The organism is Sphingopyxis sp. H050, from assembly GCF_001468265.1.
Classification (GTDB): domain Bacteria; phylum Pseudomonadota; class Alphaproteobacteria; order Sphingomonadales; family Sphingomonadaceae; genus Sphingopyxis.
The window spans coordinates 58,334-74,045 of record NZ_LNRZ01000003.1; the positions used below are offsets into that span (position 1 = coordinate 58,334).

Genomic DNA, 15,712 nt, shown 5'->3' on the forward strand with positions numbered 1-15,712 from the left:
GGGCATTCCTTCTCCCGAAGGAGACGAGAGATGATCCGTTGGATGCTTCCCCCCGCGCTGCTGCTGCTTGCCGCGTGCAGTGGAGGCGACGATACGTCGGCGCCCGAAGACACCGCGACGATCGGCCCGCTGCAAAAGGCCGAACGCGCCGCACCGGATGCCGCAATCGACACGGACCTCCCCGCCGAAACCAAGACCGAAGACGCGGCGAAGCCCGGAACCGAAGACTCGGGCGATGGCAGCAGCATTCCTGCTGCGATCCGCGGGCGCTGGGCGCTGAAGGTCGCCGATTGCACCGCGAAGCGCGGCACCGATCTGACCGCGCTGGTGATCGATGCGACGAACCTGCGCTTCTATGAATCGCACGGCGAACTGGCGCGCGTTCGCTCGAGCGACGCGGCACAAATCCTTGCCGATTACAAGTTCAGCGGCGAAGGGCAGGATTGGGACCGGCGGGTGCAACTCGAACTCGTCGACAATGGCAAGACGCTGGTCCGCCGCGATCAGGGCGAGGGTGCGACCGGCGAGCCGATACGCTATACGCGCTGCGCCTGATGACAGATTGAAAGGGAGACTCACGATGGACATTCGCCTGCTTGCAATCGCCGCCGTCCTGCCGCTTGCCGCCTGTACGCAGGAAAAGCCCCCCGTCGAGTCGACCCCGCCGCCGTCCGCCGAAATGACGTGCAGCGCCGCCGCCGCGTCGAGCTTCGTCGGCCAGACCGCGAGCGCCGATGTCGGCGCCGCGATCGTCAAGGCGACCGGCGCGCGGACGCTGCGCTGGGGCCCGCCGCGGTCGGCGATGACGATGGACTATCGTCAGGACCGCGTGAACATCATGTACGATGACGCCTACAAGATCACGCAGGTCACCTGTGGCTGACGACCAATCGAAAACCGGGGGGCGGCGTAATCATAGCTCCGCGTCCCCGTTCGAACCGGTTTACGGCTACAGCCGGGCGGTTCGGGTGGGGAACCGCATCGACGTCGCGGGCTGCGCGCCGATCGAGCCCGACGGCAGCTCGACGCCGGGCGACGCGGGCGTGCAGGCGGCACGCTGCCTGACGATCATTCGCGAAGCCCTGGAAGCGCTCGGCGGCTCGCCCGCCGATGTCGTGCGCACGCGCATGTACATCACCGACCCCGCCGACGCCGATCTCGTCGGCCGCGCGCATGGCGCGATGTTCGGCGACATCCGCCCCGCCTCGACGATGCTCGTCATCCCCGCACTGATCCGCCCCGAGTGGAAAGTCGAAATCGAAGCCGAAGCCCTTTTAGAGACAGAGACATGACCGACCAGTTCCAGCTTACCGACTACCAGCTCGCCATCCAGGACATGGCGCGCAAGTTCACCGCCGACCGCATCACGCCCTTCGCGGCCGAGTGGGACGAGAAAAGCCACTATCCCGTCGATGTGTGGAAGGCGGCCGGCGAGCTTGGCTTCGGCGCCATTTACGTGTCCGAGGAATCGGGCGGCATCGGGCTCGGCCGATTGGAAGCCGCGCTGATCATGGAGGCGATGGCCTATGGCTGTCCCGCGACATCCGCCTATGTCTCGATCCACAATATGGCGACGTGGATGATCGACCGGTTCGGCGGCGCCGAGATCAAGGCGCGCTTCCTGCCCGATCTCGTCAGCATGGAAAAGATCGCGAGCTATTGCCTGACCGAACCGGGTTCGGGCTCCGACGCTGCGGCGCTCAAGACCACGGCGAAGAAGGACGGCGACCATTATGTGCTCAACGGCACCAAGCAGTTCATCTCCGGCGCCGGGGTCAACGACATCTATGTCTGCATGGTCCGCACCGGCGAGGAAAAGTCGAAAGGCATCAGCTGCCTCGTCATCGAAAAGGACACGCCGGGCCTCAGCTTCGGCGCGCCCGAGAAGAAGCTCGGCTGGAACGCCTCGCCGACCGCGCAGGTGATTTTCGAAGATTGCCGCGTGCCGGTCGAAAACCTCGTCGGCGCCGAGGGTGACGGCTTCCGCTTTGCGATGGCGGGACTCGACGGCGGCCGCCTCAATATCGGCGCCTGTTCGCTCGGCGGGGCGCAGCGCTGCCTCGACGAGGCGATCGCCTACACCAAGGACCGCCAGCAGTTCGGCCAGCCGATCGCCGATTTCCAGAACACCCAGTTCATGCTCGCCGACATGGCGACCGATCTCGAGGCGGCGCGCGCGCTGCTTTACATGGCGGCAGCGAAGGTCTCCGCCAACGCCGCCGACAAATCCCGCTTCTCGGCGATGGCAAAGCGGCTCGCGACCGACAATGGCAGCAAGATCGTCAACGACGCGCTCCAGCTGTTCGGCGGTTACGGCTATCTGCGCGATTATCCGATCGAGCGTTTCTGGCGTGACCTCCGCGTCCATTCGATCCTCGAAGGCACCAATCAGGTCATGCGGATGATCGTCGGAAGGGATTTGCTGCGCCAATGACCGAAGATGTTCTGATCGCAACGGAAGGCCGCATAGGCCGTCTGTCGCTCAACCGCCCAAAGGCGATCCATGCGCTGAACCTGCCGATGTGCCAGGCGATGATCGAGGCGCTGCTGAAATGGCGCGATGACGCCGCCGTCGAGGCCGTGATCATCGACCATAGCGAAGGCCGCGGCTTCTGCGCCGGCGGCGACATCCGCATGCTGGCGGAAAGCGGCGCGAAGGACGGGGTCGAAGCCCGCGCCTTCTTCCACACCGAATATCGCCTCAACCATCTGCTGTTCACATACCCCAAGCCCGTCGTCGCCTTCATGGACGGCATCACCATGGGGGGCGGGGTCGGGATTTCACAGCCGGCGAAATATCGCGTCGCGACCGAGCATACGCGCTTCGCGATGCCCGAGACGGGAATCGGCCTGTTCCCCGACGTCGGCGGCGGCTGGTATCTGCCGCGGCTCGAAGGGCGCGTCGGTGTGTTTCTGGCGCTCACCGGTGCGCGGCTCGACGGCGCCGATTGCCTCGCGCTCGGCCTCGCGACGCATTATCTGCCGTCGGAAAAGCTTGCCGAGGCGAAGGCGCGCATCGCGCAGCACCCCGACCGCATCGGCGGCATATTGGGCGAACTGTCGGTCACCGCGCCGCCCGCGGCGATCGCCCACCAGATCGACAAGATCAACCGGCTGTTCGCGAGCGACACCTATGAGGACATCCTCGCTGCGCTGGAAGCCGATGGCGGCGAATGGGCGATGAAAGAACTGGCGGCGCTGCACAGCAAATCGCCGCAGACCTGCAAGGTCGCGCTGCGTCAGCTCAAGGAAGGCGGCGAGATGCACGACTTCGCGGCCGAGATGACGCAGGAATATGCGATTGGCGCTCGCGTCGTCCAGATGCACGACTTCATCGAAGGCGTCCGAGCGCTGATCGTCGACAAGGACAACAGCCCCAAATGGGATCCGCCGACCGCAGAAGCCGTCACCGACGACTGGATCGACGCGATCTTCGCGCCGCTGCCTGAATCCGAGAAATGGACCCCGCTTACATAAGCTCGTCACCCCGGACTTGATCCGGGGGCCATCGCCGCCCCGTCGCAATGGATACCGGATCAAGTCCGGTATGACGATCATAAGGAGATTGCCGAATGACCTACGAAACCCTTCTCGTCGAACAGCGCGGCGCCGTGACGCTGGTGACGCTCAACCGTCCGCAGGCGCTCAACGCGCTGAACTCGGGCGTACTCGAGGACCTGATCGCCGCCTTCGCTGCCTTCGAGGCCGACGACAGCCAGCGCTGCGCCGTCCTCACCGGCTCGGGCGACAAGGCTTTTGCCGCGGGCGCCGACATCAAGGAAATGGCCGACAAGCCCGCCGCCGATTTCTATCTCGAGGACTTCTTCTCGAAATGGACGAGCGACTTCGTGAAGAAGGTCCGCAAGCCGTGGATCGCGGCGGTGAATGGCTTTTCGCTCGGCGGCGGCTGCGAGCTCGCGATGATGGCCGATTTCATCATCGCGTCTGAGAAAGCGAAATTCGGCCAGCCCGAAATCAAGCTCGGCGTCGCCCCGGGCATGGGCGGGTCGCAGCGGCTGACGCGCGCGATCGGGAAGGCGAAGGCGATGGAAATGTGCCTCACCGGCCGGATGATGGACGCGGAAGAAGCCGAACGCTCGGGCCTCGTCGCGCGCGTCGTTCCGCATGAAAGCCTTGTCGAGGAAGCGGTGAAGACCGCGGCCCTGATCGCTTCGATGCCGCCGATGGCCGCAATGGTGAACAAGGACATGGTCAACGCCGCGTTCGAGACGACGCTCGACCAGGGGCTGATCTACGAACGCCGCCTGTTCCAGATCCTCGCCGCGACCGAGGACAAGGCCGAAGGCATGGCCGCCTTCATCGAGAAACGCGAAGGCGTGTGGAAGGGGCGGTGACGCTGGCGTCGCTCACCTTGGTAATGGGTGGCTGCGCGTTGATAGCGATGTCCGCCTGTTCTTGGTGGGCGCGGCGCAACGGAAGAATTTGCCCGGTCACCAAGCTTCTCGGTGCGAGGCTGGATCACGTAAGCACGCCAATGACGATCTGGGAGCGATTTGAAGACCCGTTCTATTTTCTCGCCGGCCTGTTGTTGATCGGTGCTGGCCTGACTTTGCACCATGGATTTTGAGGAAGAAGAGATGAAAATCGCCTTTATCGGACTCGGCAATATGGGCGGCGGGATGGCCGCGAACCTTGCGCAGGCCGGGCATGACGTCCGCGCTTTCGATCTCAGCGAAGAGGCGCTGGATCGCGCCGTCGAGGCTGGCTGTTCGCGAGCCGCGTCGGCCGCCGAAGCCGTGGCTGGCGCCGAAGCGGTTGTGACGATGCTCCCCGCGGGCAAGCATGTCGCGGGCGTCTATGAAAGCGACGTCTTCCCGAATGCGGCGCCGGGCACCCTGCTGCTCGACTGCTCGACGATCGACGTCGCCACCGCGCGTTCGAATATCGAAGCCGCCACAGCCAAGGGGCTTGTCGCGGTCGACGCGCCGGTGTCGGGCGGCATCGCCGCCGCCAACGCCGGCACGCTGACCTTCATGGTCGGCGGCACCGATGAGGGCTTTGCGCGCGCCGAACCGATCCTCGCCAAAATGGGCAAGGCGGTGATCCACGCCGGCGACGCGGGCGCCGGGCAGGGGGCGAAAATCTGCAACAATATGCTGCTCGGCGCATCGATGGTCGCGACGTGCGAAACGCTGGCGCTCGCGCAGAAGCTTGGGCTCGATCCGCAGAAATTCTTCGACATTGCCAGCGTGTCGTCGGGGCAGTGCTGGTCGCTGACCTCTTACGCGCCGCTGCCCGGCGTCGGGCCGACGACCCCTGCCGACAATGGCTACAAGGGCGGGTTCGCCGCGGCGCTGATGCTCAAGGACCTGCGCCTCGCGATGGAGGCGGCGGCGAGCGTCGATGCCGATGTGCCGATGGGATCGAAGGCGCGCGAACTGTATGAGGCGTTTGTTGCGGCCGACAAGGACGGCCGCGACTTCTCGGCGATCATCCAGACGTTGCAGGGCTGATCGTCAGCTTTGGGGTGGGAACAAGACGATCCTCCCCACTTGTGGGGAGGTGGCAGCGCGAAGCGCTGACGGAGGGGGGTGGCGTCCTCAAGCGGCGCTTCAGGCCGAGAGCCCCCTCCACCACCCGCTTCGCGGGCGGTCCCCCTCCCCGCAAGCGGGGAGGACCTTTATGTCCGCTTCCGGCCGAAACCTGCCGTCCCGCCCGCATCCGCACGCTCAATAAAAATCCGCGGTCTCCCCGCCGTCGCGGCGTTCGGTCCGATGCACCTGCGTCGGCGCCTTGCGCTCGCCGGTCCTGACCTCGATCCGGTCGCCAACCCGCCGCACCTCGGCGGGCGCCAATATCCGCGCGCGTGCCACACCGACGGCAGTAACCTGCGGCGCCGCGACGGGAGCGGCAGCCGGGGCGCTTCCGGCAAGCAGCAGAATGGCGAGGGTGGACATGGCGTTCATGCTCTGCCCTAACGGCAGGCCTTGCCAGCGCTTTAACCCTGAATCGCAAGTTTCCGGTCGCACCTGTGGCGGCGCACCGGCAAAAGAAAGGCCGCCTGCCCCGCGGCGGGACAGACGGCCTTGTATTTCATAAGTGCGCGTGCCCCTGCGCAGGCAGGGGCCCATCTCCGGTCGGTGCGATCTCGGACCGGCCCCCGCCTTCGCGGGGATACGGAACCGTCGGGAAGGCTCAGAACCCCGCCTTCGCCTCGGCCTTTTCCTTGAGCAGCGGCGCGACCGCAAACCCATGTTTCTCCAGCGCCGCGACGATCTTGTCGGTGCCTTCCAGCCCCGCCCAGAACATCGGGCCGCCGCGATAGACCGGCCAGCCATAGCCATAGATCCACACGACATCGATGTCCGACGCGCGCTGCGCCTTGCCCTCGGTCAGGATCAGCGCGCCCTCGTTGACCATCGGATACAGCGTGCGCTCGATGATTTCCTGGTCGCTGATCTCGCGCTTCGCCTTGTTCGAGTGCTGGCGGAAATCCTCGATGATTTCGGCGACCTCGGCGCTGGGCGACGGATTGCGCTTCTCGTCATAGTCGTAGAAGCCCTTGCCGGTCTTCTGCCCCCAGCGGCCCTTGGCGGCGAGCGCGTCGCGGATCGATTCGATGCGCGTCGGGTCGCGGTGCCAGCCGATGTCGACGCCCGCGAGGTCGCTCATCTGGAACGGCCCCATCGGCATGCCGAAATCGACATGGACCTTGTCGATCTGCTGCGGCGTCGCGCCTTCCATGAGGAGGTTCATCGCCTCGACCTGGCGGGGCTTGAGCATCCGGTTACCGATGAAGCCGTCGCACACGCCCGCGACCACCGCGACCTTGCCGATCTTCTTGCCGATCGCCATCGCGGTCGCCAGCGCGTCGGGCGCGGTCTTGTCGCCGCGCACTACTTCGAGCAGCTTCATGACATTGGCGGGCGAGAAGAAGTGCATGCCGAGCACGTCGCCGGGGCGGCTCGTCGCGGTCGCGATCTCGTCGATGTCGAGATAGGAGGTGTTCGACGCGAGGATCGCGCCGGGCTTGGCGATGGTGTCGAGCTTCGCGAAGATTTCCTTCTTCACGTCCATATTCTCATAGACCGCCTCGATGATCAGGTCGCAGTCGGCGAGATCCTCGATGGCGAGCGTCGGGGTGAGCAGCCCCATCATCGCCTCGACCTGCTCGGGCTTGAAGCGGCCCTTGGCGGCGCTCGCCTCATAATTTTTCCGGATCACGCCGGTGCCGCGGTCGAGTGCGTCCTGCTGCATCTCGACGATGGTGACGGGGATGCCCTTCTGGAGGAAGTTCATCGAAATGCCGCCGCCCATCGTGCCGGCGCCGATCACGCCGACCTTCTTGACGTCGCGCAGCGCGGTGTCCTTGGGCAGGCCGTCGATCTTCGCGGCCTGGCGCTCGGCAAAGAAGATATGGCGCTGCGCCGCCGACTGGCTGCCGAACATCAGCTTGGTGAATTCCTGCCGCTCGAAGGCGAGGCCTTCCTCGAAGGGCAGCCGCGTCGCCGCCTCGACGCAGGCGAGGTTCGCATAAGGCGCGTCGAACCCGCGCCACTTCTTGGCGTTGGCGGTCTTGAGCTGCTCGATGATCGCGACGTCGCCGAACACCGGGCGTTCGCGCGTCGGGCGCGGCCCATCGGCGATCTTCGCGCGGGCAAAGGCGATCGCATCGGCGGCAAGGCTGTCCTCGCCCGCGAGCGCGTCGACGAGGCCGAGCTCCTTGGCTTTCGATGCCGGCAGCGGATCGCCCGACGACACCATCGTCGCCGCGGCTTCGACGCCGACGACGCGCGGCAGGCGCTGGGTGCCGCCGGCACCGGGCAGCAGGCCGAGCTTGACCTCGGGCACGCCGAGCTTCGCCGAGGGCACCGCGACGCGGTAATGGCAGACGAGCGCGGTCTCGAGGCCGCCCCCAAGGGCAGTGCCGTGGATCGCGGCAACGACCGGCTTGGTCGCGGCTTCGATGCTGTTGAGCACCGCGTTGAAATCGGGACCGCGCGGCGGCTTGCCGAATTCGCTGATGTCGGCGCCCGCGATGAAGGTCGCGCCGGCGCAGCGCAGCACGATCGCCTTGACGCTGTCGTCGGCCAGCGCGGCGCCGAAATTGTCTTCCAGCCCTTGGCGAACGTGCCAGCTCAGCGCGTTGACCGGTGGATTGTTGACGATGATGACGGCGACGTCGCCGTCCTTTTCCATCGTGACGCTGACGGGGGTTTCTTCGGACATGGGAGACTCCTTCAATCTAAAACCCGTTCGCATCGAGCGCAGCCGGGATGCCCATCGTCGGCGCATGCCTTCTGGGTATCTCGACTTTGCTCGACACGAACGGCGAGGTGGTGTTGCATTTCAATCATCGATCGCGGCGTGGACCAATGTCTTGACCTCGCGCCGGACGGGATAGGTGGAAGAGGGCATGAGTTGGGTCATGAACACCATGCAGATTTCCTCGACCGGATCGACGAAGAAGCCGGTCGAAAACATGCCGCCCCAATAAAAGTCGCCGACCGATCCGGGGGTCATCGTCTGCGCGGGGCTTTCGTTCACCGCGAAGCCGAGACCGAAGCCAATGCCGGCATTTTCCGCCTCGGAAAAGATACCAACACTGTGCTGCGTCAGATCGCCGCCGCCGGGCAGATGGTTCGCGGTCATCAGCTCCAATGTCTTGCGGCTGATGATCCGCGTGTCGCCCAGCTTGCCGCCGCCGAGCAGCATCAGGCAGAAGCGGTGATAGTCGTGCAAGGTCGAGGCGAGCCCGCCGCCGCCCGAATGGAAGCTGCGGTCCTTTGCCCAGCGGCTTTTGTCGCCGCTGTCGAACGGCTTCATCTTCTCCCTCGGGTCGAAGGCATAGCAATCGGTCAGACGGTGCTGCTGGTCGGCGGGGACCTTGAAGCCGGTGTCGACCATGCCGAGCGGGCCGAAGATGCGCTCCTGCAACACCTGCGCGAACGGCTTGCCCTCGATGCGCTCGATGACTGCGCCGAGCACGTCGGTCGCCATCGAATAATTCCAGTGCGCCCCGGGGTCGAACTGCAGCGGGATCTTCGCAAGCCCCGCGATGAAGCTGTCCATCGTATAGTCGGCGTCGAAATCGTCGATCCGCGCCTTGCGGTACGCCGCATCGACCGGGGTGCGTTCCTGAAAGCCATAGGTGAGGCCTGAGGTATGGCGCAGCAGGTCGACCATGCGGATCGGCTGCGCCGACGGGCGCGTCAGGAACGGGACGTTGCCGCCGCCCGCGACGAAGACGCCGGTGTCCTTGAACTCGGGGCAATATTTGACGAGCGGATCGCTGAGCGCGGCCTTGCCCTCTTCGAGCAGCATCATGAAGGCGATGCTCGTGATCGGCTTGGTCATGCTCGCGATGCGGAAGATCGCGTCGTCTTTCAGCGCTTCGCCCGGCCGCGCCTCGCCGACGCACGACAGATGCGCAATCTCGCCGCGCCGCGAGACGAGCGTCGCCGCATGCGGCAGCCGGCCCGCGCTCACATATTTGGCGTCGAGAAAGGCCGGAATGCGGTCGAGGCGTTTGCTGTCGAATCCGTGGCTCACGAAACGCGGACTCCTTCGACGATGGCGGCGGCTTCGGCGAGCAGCGCGGGGTCGATCGCCAGATCGGCGGCCGCGGCGGTTTCTTTCAGCTGTTCGGGCCGGCTCGCGCCGATGATCGCGCTCGTGATCCCCGGCTGCGCGAGCACCCATGCGATCGCGAGCTGCGCCATCGAACATCCCGCCTTCTCGGCGACCGGCTTCAGCTGCTGCACCGCTTCGAGCACCGGATCGGCGAGATAGCGCTGCATATATTGCTCGTCCTCGCTCGCGGCGCGGCTGCCCGCGGGCGGCTCGGCGCCCGGTGCATATTTGCCGCTGAGCACCCCCATCGCAAGCGGCGACCAGACGATCTGGCCGATGCCGTTCGCCATGCTGATCGGGATGACCTTTGCCTCGGGGCGGCGATAGAGCAGATTATATTGCGGCTGGCTCGACACGAATTTGACCGCGGGCGGCGCCAGCGCGAGCGCGGCCTCGATCTCCTCGGGGGCCCATTCGGAAAAGCCGATCGCGCGCGCCTTGCCGCTGCGCACCACTTCGGACAGCGCGTCCATCGTCTCTTCGAGCGGGGTGTCGGGATCGTAGCGGTGGCACTGATAGAGATCGACATAGTCGGTCCTGAGCCGCGTCAGGCTGGCATCGATCTGTTTCGCCACCTGCGCCGCCGATAGACCGCGATCCTCGGCGGTCATCGGAAAGAAGAGCTTGGTCGCGAGCACATAGCTGTCGCGCGGCCGGTCCTTCAGCGTGTCGCCGAGGAAGCTTTCGGCCGCCCCGCGGCCATAGATATTCGCGGTGTCGATGAAATTGATCCCGGCGTCGAACGCCGCATCGACGCACGCGCGCGCCGCATTGTCATCGACCCCGACGCCATAGGTCAGCCAACTGCCGAGGCAGATCGCGGAGACTTCGATTCCGCTGTCGCCAAGCTGCCGATACTGCATGTCGTTTCTCCGTCAGTGCGAGGTCTGGCCCAGCAGCTGGCGCGTCACCGGATGCGAGCTGGTGAGGCCGCCGTCGACCGCTATGGCCTGTCCGTTGACATAGCTCGCCTGGTCGCTGGCAAGGAAGAGGGCAACATTGGCCAGCTCCTCGGGCTGCGCCGCGCGGCGGAGCGGGTTGAGCTGGCCGAGCTTGTGTGTGACTTCTTTGGCCTTCGCATAATCGAAGGTCGGCTTGGTCATGCCGGTCTCGGTCAGGCCCGGGCAGATCGCGTTGACGCGCACGCCGCTGGTCGACAGCTGCTGCGCCGCGACCTTGGCGAGGTTGATGACCCCCGCCTTCGACGCCGAATAGGCGCCCGGGCCGGCGCCCGAATTGATGCCCGCGACGCTGGCGGTCAGCACGATCGCGCCGCCGCGGCCTTGGTCGACCATCGCCTTGCCGGCGTGCTTCACCATCAGCGCGGGGCCGATCAGGTTGACGCGCAGCGTTTCGGCCCAGGCGACGGGATCGAAATCGAAGATGCCGCCCATGTCGCCGATGATCCCGGCGTTGGCGAACGCGACATCGAGCCCGCCGAAACTGTCCTTCGCCGTTGCGACCAGCTTCGCGACATCGGCCTCGACGCCCGCGTCGATTTCGAGCGCGATCGCTTCGCCGCCCGCATCCTTGACCGCCTGCGCCGTCTCGTGCACCGCCGCCGTCTTGTCGCCGAGCACCAGCTTCGCGCCCTCGGCGGCGAAGCGCAGCGCGCTCGCGCGGCCGATGCCGCTGCCCGCGCCGGTGATGATTGCGATCTTGCCGTCCAATGCGCCCATCATGCGCCTCCCGAAATCGTGGCCCCGCCATCGCAGACGATGGTCTGGCCGGTGGTGAATGCCCCCGCCTTGCTGGCAAGGAAAACCGCGGCGCCCGCGATCTCGTGCGGCTCGCCGATCCGCTTCAAGGTCGAGGCGGCGGTCGAGCGTTTCAAATTCTCCGGATCCTCCCACAGGGCACGCGCCATGTCGGTGCGGATCAGCCCCGGCGCGATGCAGTTGACGCGCACGCCGCGCGGGCCGAACTCGACCGAAAAATTGCGCGCCATCTGCATGTCGGCGGCCTTCGAAATGCAATAGGCGCCGATGATCGGCGACCCCTTGAGGCCGCCGATCGAGCTGACGATGATGATCGACCCCTCGCCGCGCTCGACCATTTCGGGCGCGACCATCGAGATCAGCCAGTGGTTGGACAGGATGTTGTTGTCCATGATCTTGCGGAACTGGTCGTCGCTGATCCCGAGGCCGGGGCCGTAATAGGGGTTCGATGCCGCGTTGCAGACGAGCGTCGTGATCTTGCCGAACGCCGCGCGCGTCTCGTTCACGAGGGTCTGAAGGTCATCCTTCGACGAGATGTTCGCCGCGACCGCAATCGCGGTGCCGTCGCCGAAGCGCGCGTTGATCTCGGCCGCGGTCGCGTCGCACGCATCCTGCTTGCGGCTCGAAATCACGACCTTCGCGCCCTGCTCGGCCATCGCCTCGGCGGTCGCCTTGCCGATGCCGCGCGACGATCCGGTGATCAGCGCGACTTGCCCCGTCATGTCGAACAGGCTCATGCGCCAGCCCTCCTTGCGAAGTCCCACGCTCGCTCGGCAAGCGGCAGGACGCGTTCGGACATCGCCTTGGCGTGGGCGGAGGAAGCGGTGCCGTCGATGACGCGCTTCTTGATCCCCTGCATGATCCCCGCGAGGCGGAAGAAATTATAGGCGAAATACCAGTTCAGGTCGGGCACCCCGTCGCGGCCGGTCGCGGCGCAATAGCGTTCGACCACCTCGTCGAGCTCGGGAATGCCGAGCCTCTTGCGGTCGAGATCCATGACGCCCGAGCGTCCGCCATTCTCGGTCACCCACGCCATCGCGACATAGGTGAAGTCGGCGAGCGGATCGCCGAGCGTCGACAGCTCCCAGTCGAGCACGGCCAATACCTCGGGCCGGTCCTTCGCGTAGATCATATTGTCGATGCGATAGTCGCCGTGGACGACGCTGGTGCGCGTCTGTTCGGGCAACGTCGCGGGCAGCCAGGCGATCAGCTGCTCCATCTCGTCCATCGTCTCGGTTTCGGAGAGCCTGTACTGCTTCGTCCAGCGGTCGACCTGGCGGCCGAAATAATTGCCGGGCTTGCCGAAGTCCGACAGCCCCGCAGCCTCGACGTCGACGCTGTGCAGCGCGGCGAGCGTGTCGATCATCGCAAAATAGGTGGCGCGGCGGTTCTCGGGGGTCGATCCGGGCATCGATCCGTCCCAGATCGTGTGGCCGTCGACCATCCCCATCACATAGAACCAGCTGCCGACGACCTCGTCGTCGGTGCAGAGCCCGTACTGGCGCGCGACCGGAAAGCCCATCTTATGGAGGCCCGCCTGCACCTTATATTCACGATCGACCGCGTGCGCCGAGGGCAGCAGCGGGCCGAAGGGCTTGCGGCGGAGGACATAATTGCCCGACGGCGCGCTGATCTTGTAGGTCGGGTTCGACTGGCCGCCGGCGAACTTGCTTTGCGTCAGCGGGCCTTTGAAGCCCTCGACATTGGCCTCCATCCACTGGGTCAGCTTCGCCTCGTCGAGCACATCGGCGCCCTCGGGCGCGACCGTGCCGCTGAAGGCCTTCTGGGCGTCGATGCCCGTCGTCATTGGTCGAACACGATCACCGACCGCGCGGCATCGCCCTTTCGCATCTTGTCGAACCCTTCGTTGACCTGGGTCAGCGGGATCGTTTCGGCGACGATGGAGTCGAGGTCGAGCAGGCCGCGGAGATAAAAATCGACGAGGCGCGGGATGTCGACCGGGAAGCGGTTGCCGCCCATGATCGCGCCCTGTAATTTCTTGCCGCTGAGCAGGTCCATCGCGCTCAGGCCGACCTTTTCGGCGAGCGGCATCATGCCGAGGATCGTCGCGGTGCCGCCGCGGCGGAGCGAGGCGACCGCGAGGCTGGCCGAAGCGGGACGCCCGACCGCCTCGATCGCATGGTCGACGCCGCCCTTGGAAATCTCGAGGATCTGCTTCGCGGCATCGCCATCCATCGCGTCGACCACATCCGTCGCGCCGAGCTTCATCGCCAGTGCGCGCTTCTCGGGCACCGGGTCGGCGGCGATGATCCGCCCCGCGCCCGCGATCTTCGCGGCGTTGATCGTCGCGAGGCCGACGCCGCCGCAGCCGACGACCGCGACCGTCTCGCCCGGGGTCACCTTGCACGCGTTGAAGATCGTCCCCGCGCCCGTGGTCACCGCACAGCCGATCACCGCGGCGCGGTCGAGCGGCATGTCGGGGTCGATTGCGACGCACGCATGTTCGTGGACGATCATCGTCTCCGAAAAGGCGCTGAGATTCAGCATCTGGTTGACCGGTGATCCGTCGGGGCGGGTGATACGCGGCGCCGATCCAACCGCACGCCGCGTATCGCCGCCAAGGCAGAGCGACATGCGGCCGCTGACGCAAAATTCGCAGTGGCCGCAGAAGGCCGACAGGCAGGTGACGACCGCGTCGCCGACCTTCACCGTGCGCACCTCGCTGCCGACCGCCTCGACGATTCCTGCGGCCTCGTGGCCGGGAATCGCGGGCAGGGGATGCGGATAGGCGCCGTCGATGAAATGCAGGTCCGAATGGCACAGTCCGCATGCGGCGGTGCGGATACGCACCTCGTGGGGGCCGCAGTCGGCGATCTGGACGGTCTCGATCGACAGCGGCTGGCCGGGTTCGACAAGGATGGCGGCTTTGGTCATTTAACTACCCTCTCTGGCCGTTCGCCCTGAGCCTGTCGAAGGGCCGTTCTTTCTTGCGCGGTGAAGAAGGACGGTGCTTCGACAAGCTCAGCACGAACGGATTATCTCTTAGCGTGATACCCCGATGTCGCCCGACGAGAAGCCCGGTTCGCTCGCGTCGCTGTGCTTGGCGAATTCGATGCGGGCGATCGCGCGCTCATGGACTTCGTCGGGACCGTCGGCGAGCCGCAGCGTACGCTGGTGCGCATAGGCCTTCGCCAGACCGAAGTCCTCGGACACGCCGCCGCCGCCATGCGCCTGGATCGCGTCGTCGATGATCTGCAGCGCCATGTTCGGCGCCTGCACCTTGATCATCGCGATCTCGGCTGCGGCGGCCTTGTTGCCGACCTTGTCCATCATGTCCGCGGCCTTCAGGCACAGCAGGCGCGTCATGTCGATGTCGATGCGCGCGCGGGCGAGGCGATGTTCCCAGATGCTGTATTCGGCGACTTTCCTGCCAAAGGCGACGCGCGACTGCAGCCGCTTCGCCATCTTGGCGATCGCTTCCTCGGCGACGCCGATCGTGCGCATGCAGTGGTGGATGCGGCCCGGCCCGAGGCGACCCTGCGCGATTTCGAAGCCGCGGCCCTCGCCCAGCAGCATCGCCTCCTCGGCATTGACGCGCACGTCCTTCAGTTCGATTTCCATATGGCCGTGCGGCGCATCGTCATAGCCGAAGACGGGCAGGTGGCGCAGGATGTTCACGCCCGGCGCGTTCAGCGGCATCAGCACCATCGACTGCTGCGCGTGGCGCTTGGCGGCGAAATCGGTCTTCCCCATCACGATCGCGACTTCGCAGCGCGGATCGCCGGCCCCCGACGACCACCATTTGCGGCCGTTGATCACATAATCGTCGCCGTCGCGCTCGATCCGCGTTTCGATATTGGTCGCGTCGGACGAGGCGACCTGCGGCTCGGTCATCAGAAAGGCCGACCGGATCTCGCCGTTCATCAGCCGGCCCAGATATTTCTCCTTCTGCGCGCGGGTGCCGTAGCGGTGAAAGACTTCCATGTTGCCGGTGTCGGGCGCCGAGCAGTTGAACACCTCGCTGGCAAAGCCGACGCGGCCCATTTCCTCGGCGCAGAGCGCATATTCCAGGTTGGTGAGGCCGGGGCCCTCGAATTCGAAGGTCTCGTCGACATGGTGGTGCGCGGCCGACTTGGGCGGCATGAACAGGTTCCAGATGCCGGCGGCCTTCGCCTCGGCCTTCAGATCCTCGACGATCTGGATGACCTTCCAGCGATCGCCGGCCTTGTCCTGCTCGTTATAGATCGGCACCGCGGGGCGGACCTTGCGCTCGATGAACTCGCGCACCCGCCCTTGCCAATGCTTTTGCCGGTCGGTGAGGTCGAAATCCATCTGTGCATCCTTCCCTTTACGTTTACGTAAACCCTTGGGCCGATTCGAGGCTTTTGCCAAGGCCCGGCGGCGCGAAATTGCATTTTTCCGCGACCGCCCGACATTTT

Annotated in this window: 17 protein-coding genes; 8 read left to right on the plus strand and 9 right to left on the minus strand. The window is 65.7% G+C overall.

Going from position 1 to position 15,712, the window contains the following annotated elements; all coding sequences use genetic code 11:
• The first annotated feature begins 30 nt into the window (after positions 1–30).
• From ATE67_RS06470 to mmsB, 8 genes are all read left to right on the plus strand, one after another.
• On the plus strand, positions 31–555 hold the full coding sequence (locus tag ATE67_RS06470) for a hypothetical protein (RefSeq protein ID WP_058815933.1): 525 nt from the start codon (positions 31–33) through the stop codon (positions 553–555).
• Between the two features lie 25 nt (positions 556–580).
• Positions 581–883 (plus strand): I78 family peptidase inhibitor, encoded by a 303-nt coding sequence (locus ATE67_RS06475; protein ID WP_058815934.1) that lies wholly within the window; start codon positions 581–583, stop codon positions 881–883.
• The gene (locus tag ATE67_RS06480; protein WP_058815935.1) at positions 846–1,292 is read left to right on the plus strand and encodes a RidA family protein; all 447 of its coding nucleotides are present in this window, start codon (positions 846–848) and stop codon (positions 1,290–1,292) included. Before ATE67_RS06475 ends, ATE67_RS06480 begins: the two co-directional genes overlap by 38 nt.
• A complete protein-coding gene (locus tag ATE67_RS06485; RefSeq protein WP_058815936.1) occupies positions 1,289–2,434 on the plus strand; it encodes an acyl-CoA dehydrogenase family protein in 1,146 nt (381 codons plus the stop codon). Before ATE67_RS06480 ends, ATE67_RS06485 begins: the two co-directional genes overlap by 4 nt.
• The gene (locus ATE67_RS06490; protein ID WP_058815937.1) at positions 2,431–3,477 is read left to right on the plus strand and encodes an enoyl-CoA hydratase/isomerase family protein; all 1,047 of its coding nucleotides are present in this window, start codon (positions 2,431–2,433) and stop codon (positions 3,475–3,477) included. The genes ATE67_RS06485 and ATE67_RS06490 overlap by 4 nt, the downstream gene beginning before the upstream one ends.
• 95 nt (positions 3,478–3,572) lie before the next feature.
• Positions 3,573–4,355 (plus strand): enoyl-CoA hydratase-related protein, encoded by a 783-nt coding sequence (locus ATE67_RS06495; protein ID WP_058815938.1) that lies wholly within the window; start codon positions 3,573–3,575, stop codon positions 4,353–4,355.
• Positions 4,352–4,588 (plus strand): hypothetical protein, encoded by a 237-nt coding sequence (locus ATE67_RS06500; protein WP_156416932.1) that lies wholly within the window; start codon positions 4,352–4,354, stop codon positions 4,586–4,588. Before ATE67_RS06495 ends, ATE67_RS06500 begins: the two co-directional genes overlap by 4 nt.
• Before the next feature lie 10 nt (positions 4,589–4,598).
• Positions 4,599–5,474, plus strand: coding sequence for a 3-hydroxyisobutyrate dehydrogenase (gene mmsB / locus ATE67_RS06505; RefSeq protein WP_058815940.1), 876 nt, complete (start codon positions 4,599–4,601; stop codon positions 5,472–5,474).
• A 216-nt stretch (positions 5,475–5,690) separates the two neighbouring features.
• Here the strand turns inward: mmsB and ATE67_RS06510 are convergent, their stop codons facing one another.
• The 9 genes from ATE67_RS06510 to ATE67_RS06550 all read right to left on the minus strand — a co-directional run bounded on the left by ATE67_RS06510 (position 5,691) and on the right by ATE67_RS06550 (position 15,605).
• Entirely contained in the window at positions 5,691–5,918 is a 228-nt protein-coding gene (locus ATE67_RS06510) for a hypothetical protein (RefSeq protein WP_231728070.1), read from the minus strand.
• Between the two features lie 238 nt (positions 5,919–6,156).
• Positions 6,157–8,190 carry a 3-hydroxyacyl-CoA dehydrogenase NAD-binding domain-containing protein gene (locus ATE67_RS06515; protein ID WP_058815942.1) on the minus strand — a complete coding sequence of 678 codons (2,034 nt, stop codon included), beginning with the start codon at positions 8,188–8,190 and terminating at the stop codon, positions 6,157–6,159.
• Positions 8,191–8,310: 120 nt separating this feature from the next.
• A complete protein-coding gene (locus tag ATE67_RS06520) occupies positions 8,311–9,513 on the minus strand; it encodes a serine hydrolase domain-containing protein (protein WP_058815943.1) in 1,203 nt (400 codons plus the stop codon).
• The gene (locus ATE67_RS06525; RefSeq protein WP_058815944.1) at positions 9,510–10,457 is read right to left on the minus strand and encodes an aldo/keto reductase family protein; all 948 of its coding nucleotides are present in this window, start codon (positions 10,455–10,457) and stop codon (positions 9,510–9,512) included. Before ATE67_RS06525 ends, ATE67_RS06520 begins: the two co-directional genes overlap by 4 nt.
• Before the next feature lie 12 nt (positions 10,458–10,469).
• Positions 10,470–11,273, minus strand: a complete 804-nt coding sequence (locus ATE67_RS06530) for an SDR family NAD(P)-dependent oxidoreductase (protein ID WP_058815945.1) — start codon at positions 11,271–11,273, stop codon at positions 10,470–10,472.
• Positions 11,273–12,049: an SDR family NAD(P)-dependent oxidoreductase gene (locus ATE67_RS06535; RefSeq protein WP_058816381.1), complete on the minus strand. Its 777-nt coding sequence runs from the start codon at positions 12,047–12,049 to the stop codon at positions 11,273–11,275. Before ATE67_RS06535 ends, ATE67_RS06530 begins: the two co-directional genes overlap by 1 nt.
• Positions 12,046–13,119, minus strand: a complete 1,074-nt coding sequence (locus ATE67_RS06540) for a phosphotransferase family protein (RefSeq protein ID WP_058815946.1) — start codon at positions 13,117–13,119, stop codon at positions 12,046–12,048. The genes ATE67_RS06535 and ATE67_RS06540 overlap by 4 nt, the downstream gene beginning before the upstream one ends.
• Positions 13,116–14,207 (minus strand): Zn-dependent alcohol dehydrogenase, encoded by a 1,092-nt coding sequence (locus ATE67_RS06545; protein ID WP_058815947.1) that lies wholly within the window; start codon positions 14,205–14,207, stop codon positions 13,116–13,118. The genes ATE67_RS06540 and ATE67_RS06545 overlap by 4 nt, the downstream gene beginning before the upstream one ends.
• A gap of 108 nt (positions 14,208–14,315) precedes the next feature.
• The gene (locus ATE67_RS06550; RefSeq protein ID WP_058815948.1) at positions 14,316–15,605 is read right to left on the minus strand and encodes an acyl-CoA dehydrogenase family protein; all 1,290 of its coding nucleotides are present in this window, start codon (positions 15,603–15,605) and stop codon (positions 14,316–14,318) included.
• Positions 15,606–15,712 lie beyond the last annotated feature (107 nt).